At 68.1% G+C, this 16,520-nt stretch carries 11 protein-coding genes; 1 reads left to right on the top strand and 10 read right to left on the bottom strand.

The window, feature by feature from the left end:
• The 9 genes from CHB77_RS08325 to CHB77_RS08365 form a co-directional block, all read right to left on the bottom strand.
• Window positions 1–2,451, bottom strand: a complete 2,451-nt coding sequence (locus tag CHB77_RS08325) for a hypothetical protein (protein WP_089387736.1) — start codon at window positions 2,449–2,451, stop codon at window positions 1–3.
• Between the two features lie 11 nt (window positions 2,452–2,462).
• A complete protein-coding gene (locus CHB77_RS08330) occupies window positions 2,463–4,832 on the bottom strand; it encodes a hypothetical protein (protein ID WP_089387737.1) in 2,370 nt (789 codons plus the stop codon).
• Window positions 4,833–4,844: 12 nt separating this feature from the next.
• The gene (locus CHB77_RS08335) at window positions 4,845–7,142 is read right to left on the bottom strand and encodes a hypothetical protein (protein ID WP_089387738.1); all 2,298 of its coding nucleotides are present in this window, start codon (window positions 7,140–7,142) and stop codon (window positions 4,845–4,847) included.
• 19 nt (window positions 7,143–7,161) lie between these two features.
• Entirely contained in the window at window positions 7,162–9,399 is a 2,238-nt protein-coding gene (locus CHB77_RS08340; RefSeq protein ID WP_089387739.1) for a hypothetical protein, read from the bottom strand.
• Window positions 9,400–9,650: 251 nt separating this feature from the next.
• Complete coding sequence (locus tag CHB77_RS08345) at window positions 9,651–10,700, bottom strand: glycosyltransferase family 4 protein (protein ID WP_089387740.1); 1,050 nt, start codon at window positions 10,698–10,700, stop codon at window positions 9,651–9,653.
• A complete protein-coding gene (locus CHB77_RS08350) occupies window positions 10,697–12,244 on the bottom strand; it encodes an ABC transporter permease (protein ID WP_089387741.1) in 1,548 nt (515 codons plus the stop codon). Before CHB77_RS08350 ends, CHB77_RS08345 begins: the two co-directional genes overlap by 4 nt.
• The gene (locus CHB77_RS08355) at window positions 12,241–13,032 is read right to left on the bottom strand and encodes an ABC transporter ATP-binding protein (RefSeq protein ID WP_089387742.1); all 792 of its coding nucleotides are present in this window, start codon (window positions 13,030–13,032) and stop codon (window positions 12,241–12,243) included. The genes CHB77_RS08350 and CHB77_RS08355 overlap by 4 nt, the downstream gene beginning before the upstream one ends.
• On the bottom strand, window positions 13,022–14,020 hold the full coding sequence (locus CHB77_RS08360; protein ID WP_176430323.1) for an ABC transporter substrate-binding protein: 999 nt from the start codon (window positions 14,018–14,020) through the stop codon (window positions 13,022–13,024). Before CHB77_RS08360 ends, CHB77_RS08355 begins: the two co-directional genes overlap by 11 nt.
• Window positions 14,017–14,772: a CDP-alcohol phosphatidyltransferase family protein gene (locus CHB77_RS08365; protein WP_242626580.1), complete on the bottom strand. Its 756-nt coding sequence runs from the start codon at window positions 14,770–14,772 to the stop codon at window positions 14,017–14,019. The genes CHB77_RS08360 and CHB77_RS08365 overlap by 4 nt, the downstream gene beginning before the upstream one ends.
• A 102-nt stretch (window positions 14,773–14,874) precedes the next feature.
• On the opposite strand from CHB77_RS08365, the gene CHB77_RS08370 reads away from it, so the two are divergent.
• Window positions 14,875–15,417, top strand: coding sequence for a cytochrome b (locus CHB77_RS08370; RefSeq protein ID WP_089387743.1), 543 nt, complete (start codon window positions 14,875–14,877; stop codon window positions 15,415–15,417).
• On the opposite strand, the gene fni is transcribed toward CHB77_RS08370, so the two are convergent.
• A complete protein-coding gene (gene fni / locus CHB77_RS08375; protein ID WP_089387744.1) occupies window positions 15,414–16,475 on the bottom strand; it encodes a type 2 isopentenyl-diphosphate Delta-isomerase in 1,062 nt (353 codons plus the stop codon). The two genes, CHB77_RS08370 and fni, sit on opposite strands and share 4 nt — an antisense overlap.
• Window positions 16,476–16,520 lie beyond the last annotated feature (45 nt).

The raw sequence follows: 16,520 nt of genomic DNA on the forward strand, positions 1-16,520 counted from the left end.
TCAGGCGGTGATCTGCAAAAGGACAAGATTGTTGTCGGTGGCGACTTCGGGCAGGGCGCGCTGCTGCCCGGTCTGAAGCATCAGCGTCGTCTGGTGAATGAACCGGCGCGCCGTGCGGTCCTTCAGCCGCACGACCCAGCGGGCGGGTTCGGCGGCTTCCAGGAACAGGCTGGCGGTCTGTCGGAATTGGGGGTCGTCGTCGGGGGTCTGGTATCGCAGCGTGACCAGCATCCCCAGCACGCCCAGCGTCTGCATCGGCGGGCCGAGGTAGCGCAGCGTCACCTCCATCACATCCGCCGCCGGCACGCCAACGATGGCCATGCCGTCGGTCAGGGGCTGGAAATCCAGCGTCTCGATCCCGCCGCGGTCGAAGATGCGGCGTTCGCGCAGCCGCACCTCGGGCAGGGGGGCCGGGGCTGGCAGGACCACGGTGACGGGGACGGCGCGCAGGGCCTCGGTGACTTCGACGGCGGCGGCGGCGATCAGTTGGCCCGCCTGCCTGACCTCGTAATCGACCAGCACGGACCGCAGTTCGTCCAGCGGATCAGACAGCATCACGGAAAACTGCGCGGCGGGGCGTTGCGGGATCGGCAAGACCACCAGATCCAGCGGCTTGGCGCCGGCGGGATCGGGGCGCATCTCCTCGGGCAGGGGCTGGCTGCGGCCATCGGCGAAGATCGCCTCGCCCGTGATCCGGGCGGCGTCGTTGGCGTCGGCGAAGCGGACGTTGGCGACGGCAGGCGCGCCGCCCGGCGTCAGCACGAAGCTGCGGCGGTCGTCGATGACGCCTTCGGGATCGACATAGGCGACGGTCACGCGCACCTCGGACAGGTCGGGCTGGGTGACGCGGGGCAGGGCCAGCGTGATCGGCTGGCGCCGGGCCAGCATCGACGGATGGACCGACAGCTGCCGCGCCTCGGTCCGGGTCCAGGGTCCGGTGACGGTCTGACGCGTGTCGCCCAGGCCGAAGCCCGGCAGGTAATGCAGCGTCAGCTGGTATTCATAGCCCATGTCGCCGCCCTGGTCGCGGGCGAAGACGAAGCTGGCGCGGTCGTCCGCGCTGTCCAGGATCACGTCGGCAGTTTCCTTGGGCAGCCCGTCCGGGCGGCGGCCATAGCGCAGGTTGACGGTCATCGCCCGGATGCCTTCAACGGCGAAATCGGTGCCGCCCGCGTCCACGTCGATGCGCAGCCGTGCAAAGAACGGATGGTTGAGGCTGATCTTGTGGATGCGGGCCCGGATCTCGCGTTCCGACCCCATGAACAGCAGCGGGTTCTGCGGCCCGGTGCTGCGCTGCATGGCGGTGGTGCGGGACAGGTCATAGACGACCTTGCGCAATTCGCGCTGTTGCAGCTGCCGCATGGTGAAGGTGGCGGTGGGATGGCCCAAGGCCGACGATTGCGCCGCGACCTGGGTGTTGGCGGGGGGGCGCGCGCCTTCGCCCGGTTCCGGGGGCGGCGTGTTGATGTCGGTGCCGGTGGCCATTTCCCGCGTCGTCACCGCCTGGCCCATCGCCTGTCCGATGGCGGCGGGCAGGCCCTGGCGGAACAGGCCGGACTGCGTTTCGACCGTGGGCGCGGCGAACACGTCGCGTTCGTTGACCGACGGATCGCCCAGCTTCAGCGAGGGCGCGAAGAACGCCCCGGTCGCCAGTTCCTTGACCAAGGCGTCGATCCGGTCGCGGCGTTCCTTCATCGCCTCGGGGGTGGACAGTTCCAGGCTGCGCACGGTGTCGTCGATCTTGATCGCCTGGTTGTCGCGCAACTCCTCGACGATGGTGTCGATCTCGCCCGCCACGACGATGGCATTGAAGCCGATGCGGGTGCGCAGGAAATCATAGACGCGGGAATAGTCGATCTCGATCCGCAGGCTCTCGACCTCCATCAGCCCGGTGTATTTCAGGTCGTAGATGGCGATCAGCGGGCGGGCGGAGCGACCCTGTTCCATCAGGTCGGCAAAAAAGGCCGCGCCGTCTTCGGACAGTTGCAGGGAAAAGACCGCGCGGTTGTCGCCGTCCAGGTTCGGCGTGGTCGCGCCAAAGACCTTTTCCACCAGCCGGATGCCGGTCGGGCCGGGATCGCTGGCGGGCGGGCCGCTGCCGTCGGGGTTGATGGGGGCCACGCCCGTGTCCAGCCCGGCCAGCCGGACGGATCCTTCGGTGAAGGGGATCGACACCAGCCGGGCGTTGTCGCCGAACTGGCGCCGCAGTTCCCGCAGCAGCGGCTGTTCCAGCGATCCAAGCCCCGTGGTGATCGCCAGTGTCAGAAAGCCGCCGGTCTGCAAATCCTCGGCCTGGCCGCCCTTTTCATACAGCATCAGGTCGAACATCAGCCCGGCCCGGTCCCGCGCGATCACCGGGTTCTGGGGCAGGAAGAAAAACACCTCGGTCTGGTCGGCGTCGCGATACAGCGTCACGCCCAGAAGCTCGAAACGGGTATTCAGGTCCAGCATGGTCGTGTCCCCTAAAGGGTTCGTATCGAGATGATGAGTTGCAGGGCATCGGTGCGGGTCTGCCACAGGCTGACGGTCGCCTCGCCCGTGGTGCGAAAGGTCTGGGTGCGAAAGTCATAGGTCATAGGCTGGCCGGGGCGGCGGATCAGATCGACCGTGGCGGTCGGCGGGTCGGCGGGGCCGAAGAACAGTTCGGTGGTGCGGGGCTGGCCGGTTTCGTCGGGGGCGCGGACCTCGACCAGAACGGCGTCCAGACCGGCCGAGGCCAGGTCGCCGCCAATCAGGCGGATGGTCAGCGCATCGGGGCGCGCGGCGTCGGTGCCGACGACATGGGTGGTTTCCTCGGTTTCCACCCATTCGCCCTGGGACACGATGCCGCCTTCGCGCACGGTGGACCGGATGCGGATGGTGCGGCGATCCTCGTCCAGGATCGACCATTGCAGCGTCAGCGCCTGGAAGGGCGGAACAAGGGTGGCGCGGAAACGGCGGCGGTAATCGCCGGGCGTGTCGTCGTATTCGACCTCTACGTCGATGCCTTCGACGGACGGGGACAGCACGTTCGGCTGCACGATCAACTGCCGTTGCGCGCGAAAGGGTGCGTCCAGCGTGACGAAGGGGGATTCCGCGACCTGCTGCGGCGCGGTCCAGACGCCGCCCTCGGCAAAGACATACGTTGGCGTCAGGCGGAAGGTGCCGGGGCCTTTCTCCTCGGTCCGGATGGTCCAGTCGGCGCCGTCGGGGGCGATGTCCGCGATGGGGCGATTGAACGGACCGGTCAGGCGAAAGCCACGGCTGGCGGTGAACCCCCCGGACGGCGTTTCGAAATCCGCGTCCAGGCTGATTTCGGCCACATCGGTTGGGATCCGTCCGGGCCGCAGCGTCAGGCGGCGATAACCGAAATCGCCGCGCGGATCGACCATCACCGCCCGGCTGGCCGAGGTCTGGCGCGGCGTGACATACCGGCTGCGGTCCACCGTGGCGTTCACCGGATCGTCGAATTCATAGGTGATGTCATAGCTGACGGCCATGCTGGGCCGCCCGTTGCGGGGAAAGGCCAGCAGGCGGTTCCGTTCGCCCCCCGGCCGGCAGATCAGCGGCGGCTTCACGTCAGGGGGGCGCGACGGGTCGTCGTCGCCATAGGACATGCTGACGACCGCCTGGCGCAGATTCATCTCGGCAAAGGTTTCATCCTCGGGCAGGGACACGATGGCCTCGACCCGGTCGAAGAACGCGGATGCCGTGCCCAGATCGACGACCGTGGTGTGTTCGTCGTGATCGTCGGGGTCGATCAGGGTTTGCAGGAACGCCTGGGGCGCATCGGTGCGGCTGACCGGCATCCGCGAATTGTACGAGAACCGGCCCGACAGGTTCGCGGTTTCCTGCTGGAATTTCAGCGTCAGCCCCAGCGATCCGCCAGTCGCCGCCGTGGCCGCCCCCGCCGCGCCGCCAGCCCCGGCCCCCGCGCCGGTGCGGGCCAGGGCGGCGATGGCCTGGCCCAGGCCCTGGCCCGGCGCGGGCTGCGGGGGCTGGGGCAGGGACGGCCGGAACATCTGCTGGATCAGATCCTCCTTGAACAGGGCGATCGCCTTCTGTTCGGCCTCGCGCGCGGCGTCGCTGTCGATAAAGGTCGAACTGTCGATCTGCACCACGTTGGTCTGCACCAGATCATCGACAGCAGCCTGGATGTCGGCCTTGAACCATTGCACCTGGCCTTGCAGCCCGCCCCCGAAATGGCGGCGCACCTTGTCCATGTCGGCGGTGACAGTGACGTTGACGGCGGGCGACAGCCCCTCGAACTCCAGTTCATAGACCACGCCCACGGGGGTCGAGGTCGCCTCGAACATGCCCGCCATGAAGGCCGCGCCGTCGTCGGACAGCGACAGCGAAAAGATGGATTGCAGATCGCCCAGCAGCGCGGGCACTCCGGCGCCCAGGATCTGCGTGACGAAACGCGGGCGCCCGGCATTGGGATCGGCCCCCGCCGGATCGGGCGTGCCGGTGCCCAGCGTGGTGTTGTCCAGGGCGATGACGCTGGCCTTGCCTTTGGTATAGGGGATGGGGGACAGCTTTACCGCGTCTTCTTCCGCCTCTGCTGCCCGCGCGATGGCCTTGCGCGCCTCTCTCAGGTCGCGGTCGGTGCGGCGGCAGTTGACGCCCAGCGTCAGGAAGCCGCCGCCCATCTGGTCGGGGATCTGCGTGCCGGTCAGGAAATTGTGGACCAAGGCCTCGGTATAGACCCACAGGTCGAACATGGGGCGGCCCTGCGGGCCAAGCGCCATCTGCGGCGCCCCGGCGCTGTAATACCACAGCAGGGGATCCTCGTGGTCGGGGAACAGGATCACCCCGTCGGCTTCGATATGCGGGGTCTCGAAGCTGAGCATGTCCCGTTCCCCCTATGCCTGAAAGGTCATCTGTGGGACGCGGACCAGGACCAGATCGCGGGTCCAGTCGGTCCAGGCGCTGCCGTTCGGAAAGCCGTTGGCATCGCGCCAATCGGCCTTGATGCGCAGCTTCGCCACCTCGGGCGCGAAGCGTGGAAAGGTCCAGGTGCCCAGATCGGTGCCCGCCTGATCGCCCGCGACCGTGATGCGGTGCTGATGGCGCAGGCTGCCATCCGCGCCCAACGCCTCGGCACGAATTTCCATCTGCGACAGACGGTGCTGGGACAGGGGCAGGCCCACCGCGCGGAACCGCACGGCCCGCATGTCCACCAGTTCGCGCCCCAGCGCGATGGTGGTGTCCGTCGTTTCGCGCCAGTCGCCCTGGATGAATCCGCGCGCGGGCATCATCGCAGTCAGGCGATAGGTGATGGCGGCGACCGCGGGATCGGCGATGGCATAGTCGCGTTCGACCACCGGCTGATCGGCGGACAGGTTGATGCGTTCGTCGATCCGCACCCCGTTCGCCGGATCGTCATAGCGGACTTCCAGGAACGCCATCGTCACCTCGACCCAGGGCAGGGCCGCAAAGAAGGTCGCGCGGCGGCGATGGGGCAGGGGATCGGGCAGGGTGATGCGCAGGCCGGTTTCGCGGCGCCAGTCCAGGGCGACGGGGCCGCCCTGCGGCATGGGCCGTTCGAATTGCAGCCGGTATTCGAAGGCCTGCGGATCGTCGCCATGGCCGCGAAAGGTCCATGTGGCGTCGGGGTTATCGACCGTCAGCGCCAGGATGTCGCGCTGCGTTTCGGTGCCGTCTTCCACCCGGCGCAGATCGACGGTGACTTGCGGAAACTGGGCAAAGGGAAAGCCCGGCGCGACGCCGATCACCGGCTGGCGCAGGCGATAGGGGCCATCGACGCGCGGGTCCACGATCAGTTCGCCCGCGCGCCCCTCGACCCAGGGTCCGGTTTCCGGCGGGCGCTGCCCGAAAGGCGAACCGGGATCGAAATGGCAGCGCAGGCGATAGCGATAGGGATCGGTCAGCAGCGCGGGATCCGCGTCTAGCAGGTTGACCGCATAAGGCCGGCGTTCCGTGGCATCGTGAAAGACCAGTGTTTCGGTATGCAGATCGCCCGTCCCGTCGGGATCGGGCAGGGCCAGGTCCACCTCGACCGCGAACAGGCCGTCGCTGGCGAAACGGTCCATGACTCCCACCTGGACCTCTCGGCGCGGAATGGATGCGATGTTGACGCCGCCGATTATCCGGTCGCGCAGCGCGGGCCAGTCGGGGCGCTCAACGCCGTCCTGATCCACGCGGCGGGCGTGCAGATCGTGGCCCAGCGTCGCTTGGAACACCAGGTCGCGGCGGCGGACGGTGGTGCGGTTCAGCACCGCGTCGATCTGGCGCACGTCGGTTTCGCGCCGGGTCTTCAGCGTGAAGGACGCGCCGGGCATCAGCGTGTCGAACAGATCCATCACGGAACCGGCGATGGAATCGACCAGGTTCGGTGCGGGGGCGGCGGGCCGGGTGCCATAGGCGGGGTCGAAATACGTTTCGGTGATCCAGTCCAGCACGGCGCGTTCGGCGGCGGCTGCGTCATCGACGGCCTCGCCGTCCATGATGACCGTATCGACGCGCACGTCCGCATTGGACAGGGCGTCGCGGGTCTGGGCGGCGATGTCGGCGCGGACATAATAGACATTGGCACGGAACCGGCTGTCCAGTTCCCGGTCCAGCCGCGACAGGTCGCCCGACACGCTGATGCGAAAGGCCGGATGCAGCCCCGACAGCGCCATGCGGTACACGACAAGCGCGGGCAGGGTCGGATCGCCCACCCCGGCCTCGATGAAGGCGGCGGCGGCGGCGTTCAGCGCGATCTGGAACGTGGCGGTGTTGGTCCCCGCCATCGACGGTCGGCCGCTGCCCAGCACCGTGACCTGCAACGGACCGCCCGGCGTGGCCGCCCCGCCCTGATCCTGGCCCAGCAGCGTCAGTTCCACCTGCCCGTCGTCGAACAGCGGCAGCGACAGGCGCACCGGGCGGCCCAGGTCGTCGGACAGGCGGTCGCGGATTCGGCCCTGCGCGTCCTGCGAAATCGCCAGTTCGGTCGCAAGCGACAGAAACCCGCCCGCAAGGGCTGTCCCGTTCGGCCCGTCCCCCAGATAGCGCATCAGGCCGAAGGCCGGATCGCCCCCCGGTGCCTGCGCCAGCGTCGGCCCGGCAGGCAGGACATGGAACAGCCCTGTGTCGTCGTGATCCGAAAAGACCGGATGACCCTCGATCAGGCGGATGGGCGAAGCAAAGGACAGCATGGGCGGCTACCCCCCCGCCTCAGGGCGCTGGCGGTTCGACGAACAGCCAGTCCTCGGGATTGCCGAAGGTGGCGGTCTTCTCTGGTCCGGCGATCCGGTCGCCCGAAGCCAGGAAATAGTCCGCCCGGTAGGTATAATCCAACTTGGAGGGATCGGCCAGGGCGACCGACCAGACCGAGGTTTCGCCCGGCCCGCGCAACAGCGCACCGTGCATGTCGATCACGTCGTTGGCCGCATCCTCATAGCGCAGCGTGACGGTCACGCGCCGCACATCGGTGCCAAGCGCCACGTCTTCGCCGGACAGGGTCAGCCGATAAACCCCGCCCGGCGCATTGCCGACCACGGCCGGGACGCCGTTCGCGACATGGGTGCGGGCCTCCAGGCTGCGGGCCGCGCCGGATTTGAACAGATGCGTTTCGGCCACGGTCACGTCGCGCCGGGCGGGATCCTTTAAGGGCGCGATGAAGGTCTTGACCTTGCCCACGTCCTCGGGGGCGAAGAACAGCGACTGCTGGCTGCGCACGTCGTTTTCCGCGTCCTCGTAGGTCAGGGATACCAGGATGCCGGTCAGTTCCGTCCAGTCGGCCGAGGGCACCACATCCAGCCGCAATTCATCCTCGAACGGGGTGGATACCTTGATCTGCGTGGTGCCCGCCCCCGCTTCCAGCCAGGGGGTCGAGATTTTCTGCGTCGGAAACACATGGGTAATGCGATAGCGGAAGGCCTTGACCTCGGGCGAATAGACCGGGCGCTTGATCTGGACCTGCGGCGCGTCCTTGGTCAGGCTGCGCTGCTCGATGAACGGTGCGATACCGTTGCGCCGGTCCTCGTAGGCCAGTTCGATATCGATGGATTGCAGGTCGCCGTCAAAGCCGATCGCGGGGGCGGAAAAGGTCACGTCGATCTCTCCCGGATTGGCCACCGCGATGACCTGGGCGGGGGCGACCGATGTCGCGTTCAAAAGCCGCTGTCTCAGGACCGGGCCGTTGCGGTAATGCACCTCGGCCGTGACCTGGTATTCGTTGCTGCGGCCCTTGGCGGTGACGAACTTGCGGCGTTCGTTATCGTCCTTTGTGAAGATGAAGCTTTCCGCCTTCTGGATGCGCCGCCCGGTGTCGTCGGGACTGTCATAGGTCAGGTCCACCACGATGGAATGGACGTAATCGTCGAACCGTTCGAAATCGAAGCTGGTCGAGACATCGACCTCCAGCCGCTTGAAGAACGGGTGGGCAAGGGTATCGACGACGATCAGGTAATCGGCCACGTCGGCGGCGATGAAGGTCGGGTTGATCGTGGCGCTGGGGTTGTACTGGCGCTTGATGACATCCGATTGCGTCAGCACCAGATCGAAATTCTTTTCAAAGTCCTCGTTGATGAATTCCAGCCACTCGCTTTGCAGTTGTTCGGTGGTCAGAATGCCGCCCACATTCAGCCATTGTTCGTTGATGAACTTGTCCATCGCGCCAAGGGCGAAGTCGCGCAGGTCCGAGATCATGTCGTCGTCCAGCTCGACCTCGGAGGAACCGGACCGGATGTCCAGTTCGACCAGGGAATTCTCGCGCAGGAATTCGGAATAGCCGGTGCGCTTGCGCACCTCGGTCGTGGTATCGCCGCCCCAGAAATCCTCGTCCACGACCTCTTGGGTGGTGTAGGTGGCGACGACCGCGCGGACGCGGGACGAACTGATATGCGCCTCGATCACGACGGCGGGCAGCCGCACCTCGAACTCAAGGTTGTATTCGACGACCGCGATGGCGCCGCCCTGCCGCAAGACGTCGGCAAAGATCTCGGCCCCCATCAGGGTCATGTCGGCCACCACGGACACGGTGTTGCGCCCGAACAGCGACGGGCGGCCCAGATCGATGTTCTGGATCAACTGGTTGCCCGTGCCGCGCGCAATGCGCAGGACGGCCGTGCCGCCGATGAAGTTGACGGGCCTGATCTTGGGCGTCGGGATCGGCGCGCCGGGCGACGGCGCCTCGGCCCGCAGGATCCGCTGCGCCTCGGCGGTGGCGCGCGGCCCGATGATGTCGGCGGGCGCCGTCAGCACGGTCGTCAGGACCAGGAACCCGCCGCCTTGCTGCTTGCCCTCGATGGGCAGTCCGGCCTGATAGAGCACGAACTGGAATTGCGGCGTCCCATCCGGGTTGCGGGCCAGTTCGACCGTGTTGGGCAGGTAATAGAATGTTTCCTTCGCTTCGTCGTCGCGAAAGAAATCGACCCCCTCGATGGAGAATCCGTCGGTCAGCGACAGCATCCTTGCGAACCTTTGAAAAGTCAGGTGCCGCAAAACGCGATCCCCGACATGACAGACAACTTTTACGACACTAAGGATGCCAGATTAATGACTCTGCGGCTGGCAAAAGTAAAGCAAAGAATTCTCGTCGATTTGCAAGTTTTTATGAACACATTATAAATTAATTAATAGAGTATAATGATTATTATTATGGTAGCAAATTTTGGATTTATTATTACAGCCATATCAGGATTTTGCGTCGAACAGCCTGTTCAGCCGCCATGCCGGGACAAAACCCTGCTGGCGATCATGGTGGTTCGGCCCCAGTCCGGCAAAAGGGTGCCGATGTCGGCTGCGGCGCGTGCCATGCCGAGCCGCAGGGTGTCGTCGGACAGTATCCGGCGCACGGCCCTGGCGAACGCGTGGGCATCGTCGGGGGGCACCAGCAGGCCCGCCGCCGTGGGAACGGTATCGGGCACGGCGCCGGTGGCGCAACTGACCACGGGCAGGCCCCGCACGATCGCCTCGTCGAAGACAAGGCCATGCCCCTCGTATCGGGTGGCCAGGGCAAAGATGCTGGCACCGGCATAAAGGGTTTCCAGCACATCGGGCGCGACCTGGCCGGCCAGCGTGATCCGCGCGGCCGCCGGGCTGGCCGCGATCTGGCCTGCCAGGGCATCGGCATGGACGGCATCCCAGCGGTTCCCGACGATGACCGCCTGCCAGTCCAGGTCCATCAGTTGCGACAGTGCGGCGACCAGGATGTCGTGGCCCTTGCGCGGGTGCAGGATCCCCACCGACAGGATCAGCGGCGGCGCGACGGGCGCGGGCGGCAGACGGGGACGTTCGACGCCGGGCCGGGCGATGGTGATGCGATCCCCCGGCACATCGTAACGGTCGATCAGGATGCGCCGGGTATGCGGGCTGGGAACCAGGACATGCCGGGCCAGCCGCAGGTTGTCGCGTTCGGTGCGATGCAGATGGTCGCGCCGCGCCGGGACCAGCCTGCTTTCCAGGGCAAGCGGGTGATGGATCATGGCGATGACCGGCGCGCGGACCTGCGCCAGCCCGGCGGTGTCGATGGAACCGAAGACCAGCCCGTCCAGAATCAGCGGCCGGTCCGGCGCCACGGCCCGCAGCGCCGCGACCGCCGCCGCCATCTCTGCATCGAACGGGTCGGGAAAACCAGCGGGCAGTTGCAGGTGCAGCATGTCGTGGCCGATGTCGCGCAGCCCTTCCAGCAGGCGGCGTTCGTACAGATAGCCGCCGGTCAGGGTGGCGATGTCGCCGGGAATGGCAAAGGCGGCGGGTCCGGGCCTCATCGGTCCACCTGTTCGGGGGCAAAGACGCGCAGCACCCGCCGTTCCGCCCAGGCCACCCCCGCATAGCCGAGGATCGAGGCCAGCGTGGCCAGCACCACCGTCAGCCACAGCATCGTGTAATCCGACAGGGACGCCGACAGCGTCATCAGGTTGCCCAATCCTCGCCCAGTGGCCAGCCATTCGGCCACCGTGACCGCCAGGATCGCGGCGGGAACCCCGATCCGGGCCGAGGCGAAGAACGCGGGCAGCATCGCGGGGATGCGGACATGCAGCATCTGCCGCAACGGTCCCGCGCCATAGCTGCGCAGGATGTCCAGAACCTGCCCCGGCGCCTGCCGCAGCCCGTGCTGGCAGGCCACGAAGGTCGGAAAGAACACCATCAGGGCGACAAGGGCGATCGTGCCGGCCGCGCCGCGGCCCAACAGCAGAACGACCAGCGGCGCGGTGGTCACGATGGGCACCGACCGCAGGGCGATGGCCAGCGGCGTCACCAGCTCTGCTAAGGCCGGGACCAGCGACAGAAGCATCGCCAGCCCCGCGCCAAGCGCCAGGCCCGCCGCATAGCCGGGCAGGACGAACGCTGCGGTCTCGCCCGCCGCGCGCAGCAGGGCCTGCCACATGGCCGCAGCCTCCGGCGCGACGGTCAGCGCCGCCAGCAGATCCGGCGGGCGCTTGGCGAAGAACGGGTCCAGGCCCAGCGCCTCCATCCCGCCCCACCACAGGGCCAGGGTGGCAACGGCCAGCAGCCCGGCGTGTCCCAGGCGGTCGGGCGCCGATCCCCGCGACAGCCGGGGCGGGGCCAGGATCACCGGGGGCCGTTCGGTCTGAAGTCGTTTGCCCGCCGCGCCGATGGCCAGGTAAGCGGCGATGGAGATTGCGGCTGCCACGGCGGCCAGGCTCCACAAGGCGGGGACGTTCAGGTCGCGGGCAAAGCGGATGGTCAGCACGCCCAGGCCGCGTTCGGCGCCGGTGAATTCGCCCACCATGGCCCCCAGAAAGGCGGCAGGGGCCGAGATTTGCAGCCCCGCCAGCAGATAGGGCAGGGACGAACGGGCGCGAATATGGACCAGTTCGGCCAGCCGACCCCGGCCATAGGTGGCGACCAGATCGAACCACCCGGCAGGCGCGGCCCGCAGCCCCGCCAGCAGGGGGATCAGCGTGGTGTAATAGACCGCAAGGGCCGCCAGCACGATCTGGGGGCCGTTGCCCGGCCCCATCATCACCCGCAGGATCGGCCCGGTGGCGATCAGCGGCAGGCAAAAGACCACAAGCGCCAGCCCGGTCAGCAGGGGCAGGACACGCGGCCATCCCATCGCCACGGCCGCGATCAGGATCGCCGCCACATTGCCAGTCAAGAACCCCCAGGCGGCATTGGCGAGGGTGACGGACAACGCCCGTCCAACAAGGCCGGGATTGGCTGACAGCCACGCCAGAACCTCGACCGGGCCGGCCAGCAGGAACCGCCCCGCCGTCGCTGCGGCCGCCAGCTGCCACAGCATCAGCAGGGCAAAGGGCGATCCGGCCTGCCGGGCCAGCGTGGTCATTGCGCGGCCAGGGCCGGATTGTCGGCGACACCCTGGGCCAGGGCCTGCAACGCCTGGGCGGCGATTCGGCGGAATTCCGGCGTTTCGGTCATTTCCGGCGGGCGCGGCCGGGGCAGGTCCACGGGCAGGTCGGCCACCACGCGCGCGGGCCGGGGCGACAGCACGACGATGCGGTCGGCCAGCAGCACGGCCTCGTCCACGGAATGCGTCACCAGCAGGGTGGTGGTGCCCAGCGGCTGCCACAACGGGGGCAGGTCGCGGGCCAACTGGCGGCGGGTCAGCTCGTCCACCGCCCCGAAGGGTTCGTCCAGCAGCAGCACCTGGGGCCGGGTCGCCAGGGCGCGCGCGATGGCCGCCCGCTGGCGCATACCGCCGGACAGGGCGGCAGGGCGGGTTTCGTGAAAGCCTTCCAGCCCCACCAGGCCGATCAGTTCGTCCACCAGCCGGGGATCGGCGGGCTGGCGCGCCAGCGTCCGGGCCAGGGCTATGTTGCGGCGCAGCGTCAGCCAGGGCAGCAGCGAGGGATCCTGGAACGCCATCGCGATCGCGCCGCGCGCGGCCTGTTCCGCAGGGGCCAGGCCGGCAAGGGAAACACGCCCCGCCGTGGGCTGTTCCAAACCGGCGATCAGGCGCAGCAACGTCGATTTGCCGCAGCCCGAAGGCCCGATCAGCGCAATCGTCCGACCGCCTTCGAAGGTCAGATCCAGCGGGTCGAGCGCCATGACGCCGTTGTCGTGAATCTTCGACAGGCCCGTGCAGGTGATCGGGACAAGCGGCCTATCGACCATGGACTTCGTCAAGGATCGACCGGTCCCACAGCTCGGGCGTGACGGACCGGCCCAGCAGCGCCAGGGTGCGGATGTTGGCCTGCACGGCCTCGTCCGTCCAGGATCCGAAGCCCTGGGCATCGGTCAGGTCCGAAAACATCAGCGGCACCTGCCGTTCCGCCTGCAACCGCTGGGTCGGCAGATCCATTCCGGCATCGGGAAACATCGCAACCGTCAGTTCGGCGGCCGCATCCGTGTCGGCGCGATAGGCGTTCCAGCCCCGCACCTCTCCGGTCATCAGGGCGACCAGTTCGGAACGGCGGTTGGCCAGGCTGTCGTCGGTGGCGATATAGGTCTGGGAATGCAGGGCATAGCCGTGATCGGCCATCAGCATGGTTTGCGCCCGGACCCCCTGCATCGCCATGGCAACGGGCAGGTCGGTTTCCCAGCACAGCAGCCCATCCACCTCGCCCGCCAGCAGGGGCTGGGCGGAATACTGGGTCGGCACGATCCGGACCGCGTTGAAATCGACATCGTTCAGGCTGCACAGGGCTTGCAGCACGGGCGTATTCGCCACCGCCATGCCGATGCGCTTGCCCGGCAGGTCGGCGGGCGCGACGATGGGGTTGCCGGGTAGGGACGCGATGACGAAGGGGTTCTTTTGCATCGCCACGCCGATGATCCGGAACGGCGCGCCCTGGGCGACGGCGGCGGCGGTGTAATCGGCGGCCGAGATCCCGACCAGGGCCGTCCCCGACACCACCGGCGGTTCGACCGGGGCGTTCGGGCCACCTTGCAGCAAGGACACCTCCAGCCCCGCGTCCCGCCACCAGCCGTTCTGCACCGCGAGGTAGCTGCCCGCGAACTGCACCGAATGCAGCCACGACAGTTGCAGGGCCACCGGGGTCTGCGCCCAGGCGGCCGGCGCCCCCAGCCCCGCCCGGCTTGCCGCCAGACCGGCAAGGCCCGTGACCAGAACGCGTCGCCGGGTGATGGATCGGGAAATCATCGCAGTTCTCCTTGGGCACGGGCTTCGTTTCGCAAGGCGATGATGTCGCTGCCAAAGGACCAGATCAAGGCCATCGCCGCGCCCCGCGCCAGAAGAATGGCGGCATCGTGCGGCAGGGCGGGGATTTGCAGGGCGATCAGCACCGACAGTTGCAGCACGCAGACCAGCTTGCGCCGGCGGCTTGGCGCCAGATCCCCGCGCAGCCAGGGCCAGATCCGGGACGCCAGCACGAAAGCATAGCGGATCAAGCCCAGCACCAGGATCTCGGCGCCTACGACGGTGCCGGACAGGACGTGCAGCGCCAGCACCAGGGCCAGGGCGGCATCGACCTCCATGTCGAAGCGGGCGCCGAACCGGGACACCAGCCCGCTGCGCCGCGCCAGCCAGCCATCGACGCCGTCCAGGGCCAGGGCGACCATCGCCAGGGCCGCGACCGCGTATCCCGCGGCCCAGCCGTCGGCCAGCGGCATCAGCAGCGCCGCGACAAGCGCGGCCCGCAGCAGCGTCGTGGCATTGCAGCCGCCCAGACGGACGTGGGGATAGCTGCGCCCGATCCGGTCGGCGACCAGCAGCGACGCCAAACCAAAGGCCGCCATCGCCGCCCCCTGGGCCGGGATCGACACGCCAAGCGCCAGCCCGACCGTGGCGATCACCGCAAGCCAGGCCAGGGCGCAGGCCGCAAGCCGGACGCGGATCGCATCGCGCGCGTCGCGCGGTGCGATCCGTTCGGCAAGGGGCTGCTGGTCGCGCATGGTGCAAGCCTTAGGTTCGGCGCCGCGTGCGTCAAGCCGCCATTTCGCGCGGCTGTTCAGATCGCCGAACTTGCAGTATCCTGCCCGGCAAGGAGCCGCGCCATGCCCGAACGCCTGCCAGGCTATCGCCCGCCCGCCCGATGGCTGCACTGGATCGTGGCCGCAGCCGTGCTGCTGATGATCCCGGCGGGCCTGACCATGACCCAAGAGGGATTGTCCCGGCCCGTCCAGGACACGCTGTTCCTGTTTCACAAGAACCTGGGCACGGTGCTGATCCCGGTGATCCTGATGCGGGTGATCTATCGCCTGACGCACCGCCCCCCACCGTTGCCGAAAACGATCCCGGCGTGGCAGCGGACGGCTGCGGCGGTGTCGCACGGGTTGCTGTATGCGCTGCTGATCGTCATGCCGCTCAGCGGTTTCGTCCGGGTCCGGGCGGGGGGCTATCCGATCGAATTGCTGGACCGCCTTGGCTTTGGGCCGTGGATCGCCAAGTCCGAGTCGCTGGCCGACGCCGCTTCGGCCTTGCACGCCACCGCCGCATTCGTGCTGATCGCCATACTGGCCGTGCATGTCGGCGCAGCCTTGCAGCACGCGCTGATCCGCCGGGACGGGGTGTGGTCGCGGATGTGGCCGGGCGGCTAGCCGATCAGCGCCGCGCGCCGCAGCATCGCCAGATCGGCGCTGCCGGTGCAGAAACAGGCGGTGCGAAGCTGTTGCAGGACAACGGTCAACTGCCGTTCCAAGGCATCCGGTCCGTTGATGGCCGACGCAAGGACGGCGCCCGCCAAGGACACCACATCCGCCCCCAGGCGGATCGCCCGCGCGGCGTCCAGCCCGGTCACGATGCCCCCCGATCCGATGATCGTCGCATCGGGCGCCGCCTGCCGCGCTTGGCGGATCGCGGCGGCGGTGGGAATGCCCCAACCGGCAAAGCAGGCGGCGACCTGCGCGGCATCGGGGTCGGATGCACGGGCGGCCTCGACCCGCGCCCAGTCGGTGCCGCCCGCGCCCGCGACGTCGAAGATAGCGATGCCTTCGGCGGCCAGCCGGGCGATGACGGCGGCGGACAGGCCCGCGCCAACCTCCTTGACCACGACCGGCACCGGCAGGTCGCGGGCCAGGGCGCCGATCCTGGCGGCGAGGCCGCGCCAATCCCGGTCGCCTTCGGGCTGGACCGCCTCTTGCAGGGGGTTCAGGTGCAGGATCAGGGCGGTCGCGCCGATGGATTCGACCGCCCGCAGCGCCTGGTCGCGGCCAAACCCCCGGTTCAGCTGCGCCGCGCCGAAATTCGCCAGGATCGGGATGTCCGGGGCAATTTGTCGCAGGCTGGCATCCAGCCCTGCGGCGGGACCGCCTTCGATCACCACCCGCTGCGATCCCACGGCCAGCGGCAGACGCAGCCGCTGGCAGACCTGCGCCAACGTACGGTTGATGGCCGCCGCGCGGCTCGGGCCTCCGGTCATCGACCCGATCATCACCGGGGCGCCGATCCGGTGGCCCAGAAAACCGGTGGACAAATCGATGTCATGCCACGAAACTTCCGGCAGGGCGACGTGTTCGAACAGGACCGCTTCCAGCCCGGTCGTCACCCTTGCGCCCGCCTGTCCCGCAAGGACGACGTCAAGATGCTGCTCTTTACGCGAGGTGAGCTTGAGACCGGAAACATCGTCTTTCCCAAGCGAAGGATCAGGGTGGGTCATCTGTGGCAGCCCTTGTCGTTTTTTGTTGTCCCTGTCGGGCCGCAA

Source organism: Paracoccus sediminis, assembly GCF_900188295.1.
Classification (GTDB): Bacteria; Pseudomonadota; Alphaproteobacteria; order Rhodobacterales; family Rhodobacteraceae; genus Paracoccus; species Paracoccus sediminis.

Bases quoted from the DNA above. Each gene is read 5' to 3' on its own strand.
- CHB77_RS08325 (WP_089387736.1), bottom strand. From the start codon at position 2,451: ATGCTGGACCTGAATACCCGTTTCGAGCTTCTGGGCGTGACGCTGTAT.
- CHB77_RS08330 (WP_089387737.1), bottom strand. From the start codon at position 4,832: ATGCTCAGCTTCGAGACCCCGCATATCGAAGCCGACGGGGTGATCCTG.
- CHB77_RS08335 (WP_089387738.1), bottom strand. From the start codon at position 7,142: ATGCTGTCCTTTGCTTCGCCCATCCGCCTGATCGAGGGTCATCCGGTC.
- CHB77_RS08340 (WP_089387739.1), bottom strand. From the start codon at position 9,399: ATGCTGTCGCTGACCGACGGATTCTCCATCGAGGGGGTCGATTTCTTT.
- CHB77_RS08345 (WP_089387740.1), bottom strand. From the start codon at position 10,700: ATGAGGCCCGGACCCGCCGCCTTTGCCATTCCCGGCGACATCGCCACC.
- CHB77_RS08350 (WP_089387741.1), bottom strand. From the start codon at position 12,244: ATGACCACGCTGGCCCGGCAGGCCGGATCGCCCTTTGCCCTGCTGATG.
- CHB77_RS08355 (WP_089387742.1), bottom strand. From the start codon at position 13,032: ATGGTCGATAGGCCGCTTGTCCCGATCACCTGCACGGGCCTGTCGAAG.
- CHB77_RS08360 (WP_176430323.1), bottom strand. From the start codon at position 14,020: ATGATTTCCCGATCCATCACCCGGCGACGCGTTCTGGTCACGGGCCTT.
- CHB77_RS08365 (WP_242626580.1), bottom strand. From the start codon at position 14,772: ATGCGCGACCAGCAGCCCCTTGCCGAACGGATCGCACCGCGCGACGCG.
- CHB77_RS08370 (WP_089387743.1), top strand. From the start codon at position 14,875: ATGCCCGAACGCCTGCCAGGCTATCGCCCGCCCGCCCGATGGCTGCAC.
- fni (WP_089387744.1), bottom strand. From the start codon at position 16,475: ATGACCCACCCTGATCCTTCGCTTGGGAAAGACGATGTTTCCGGTCTC.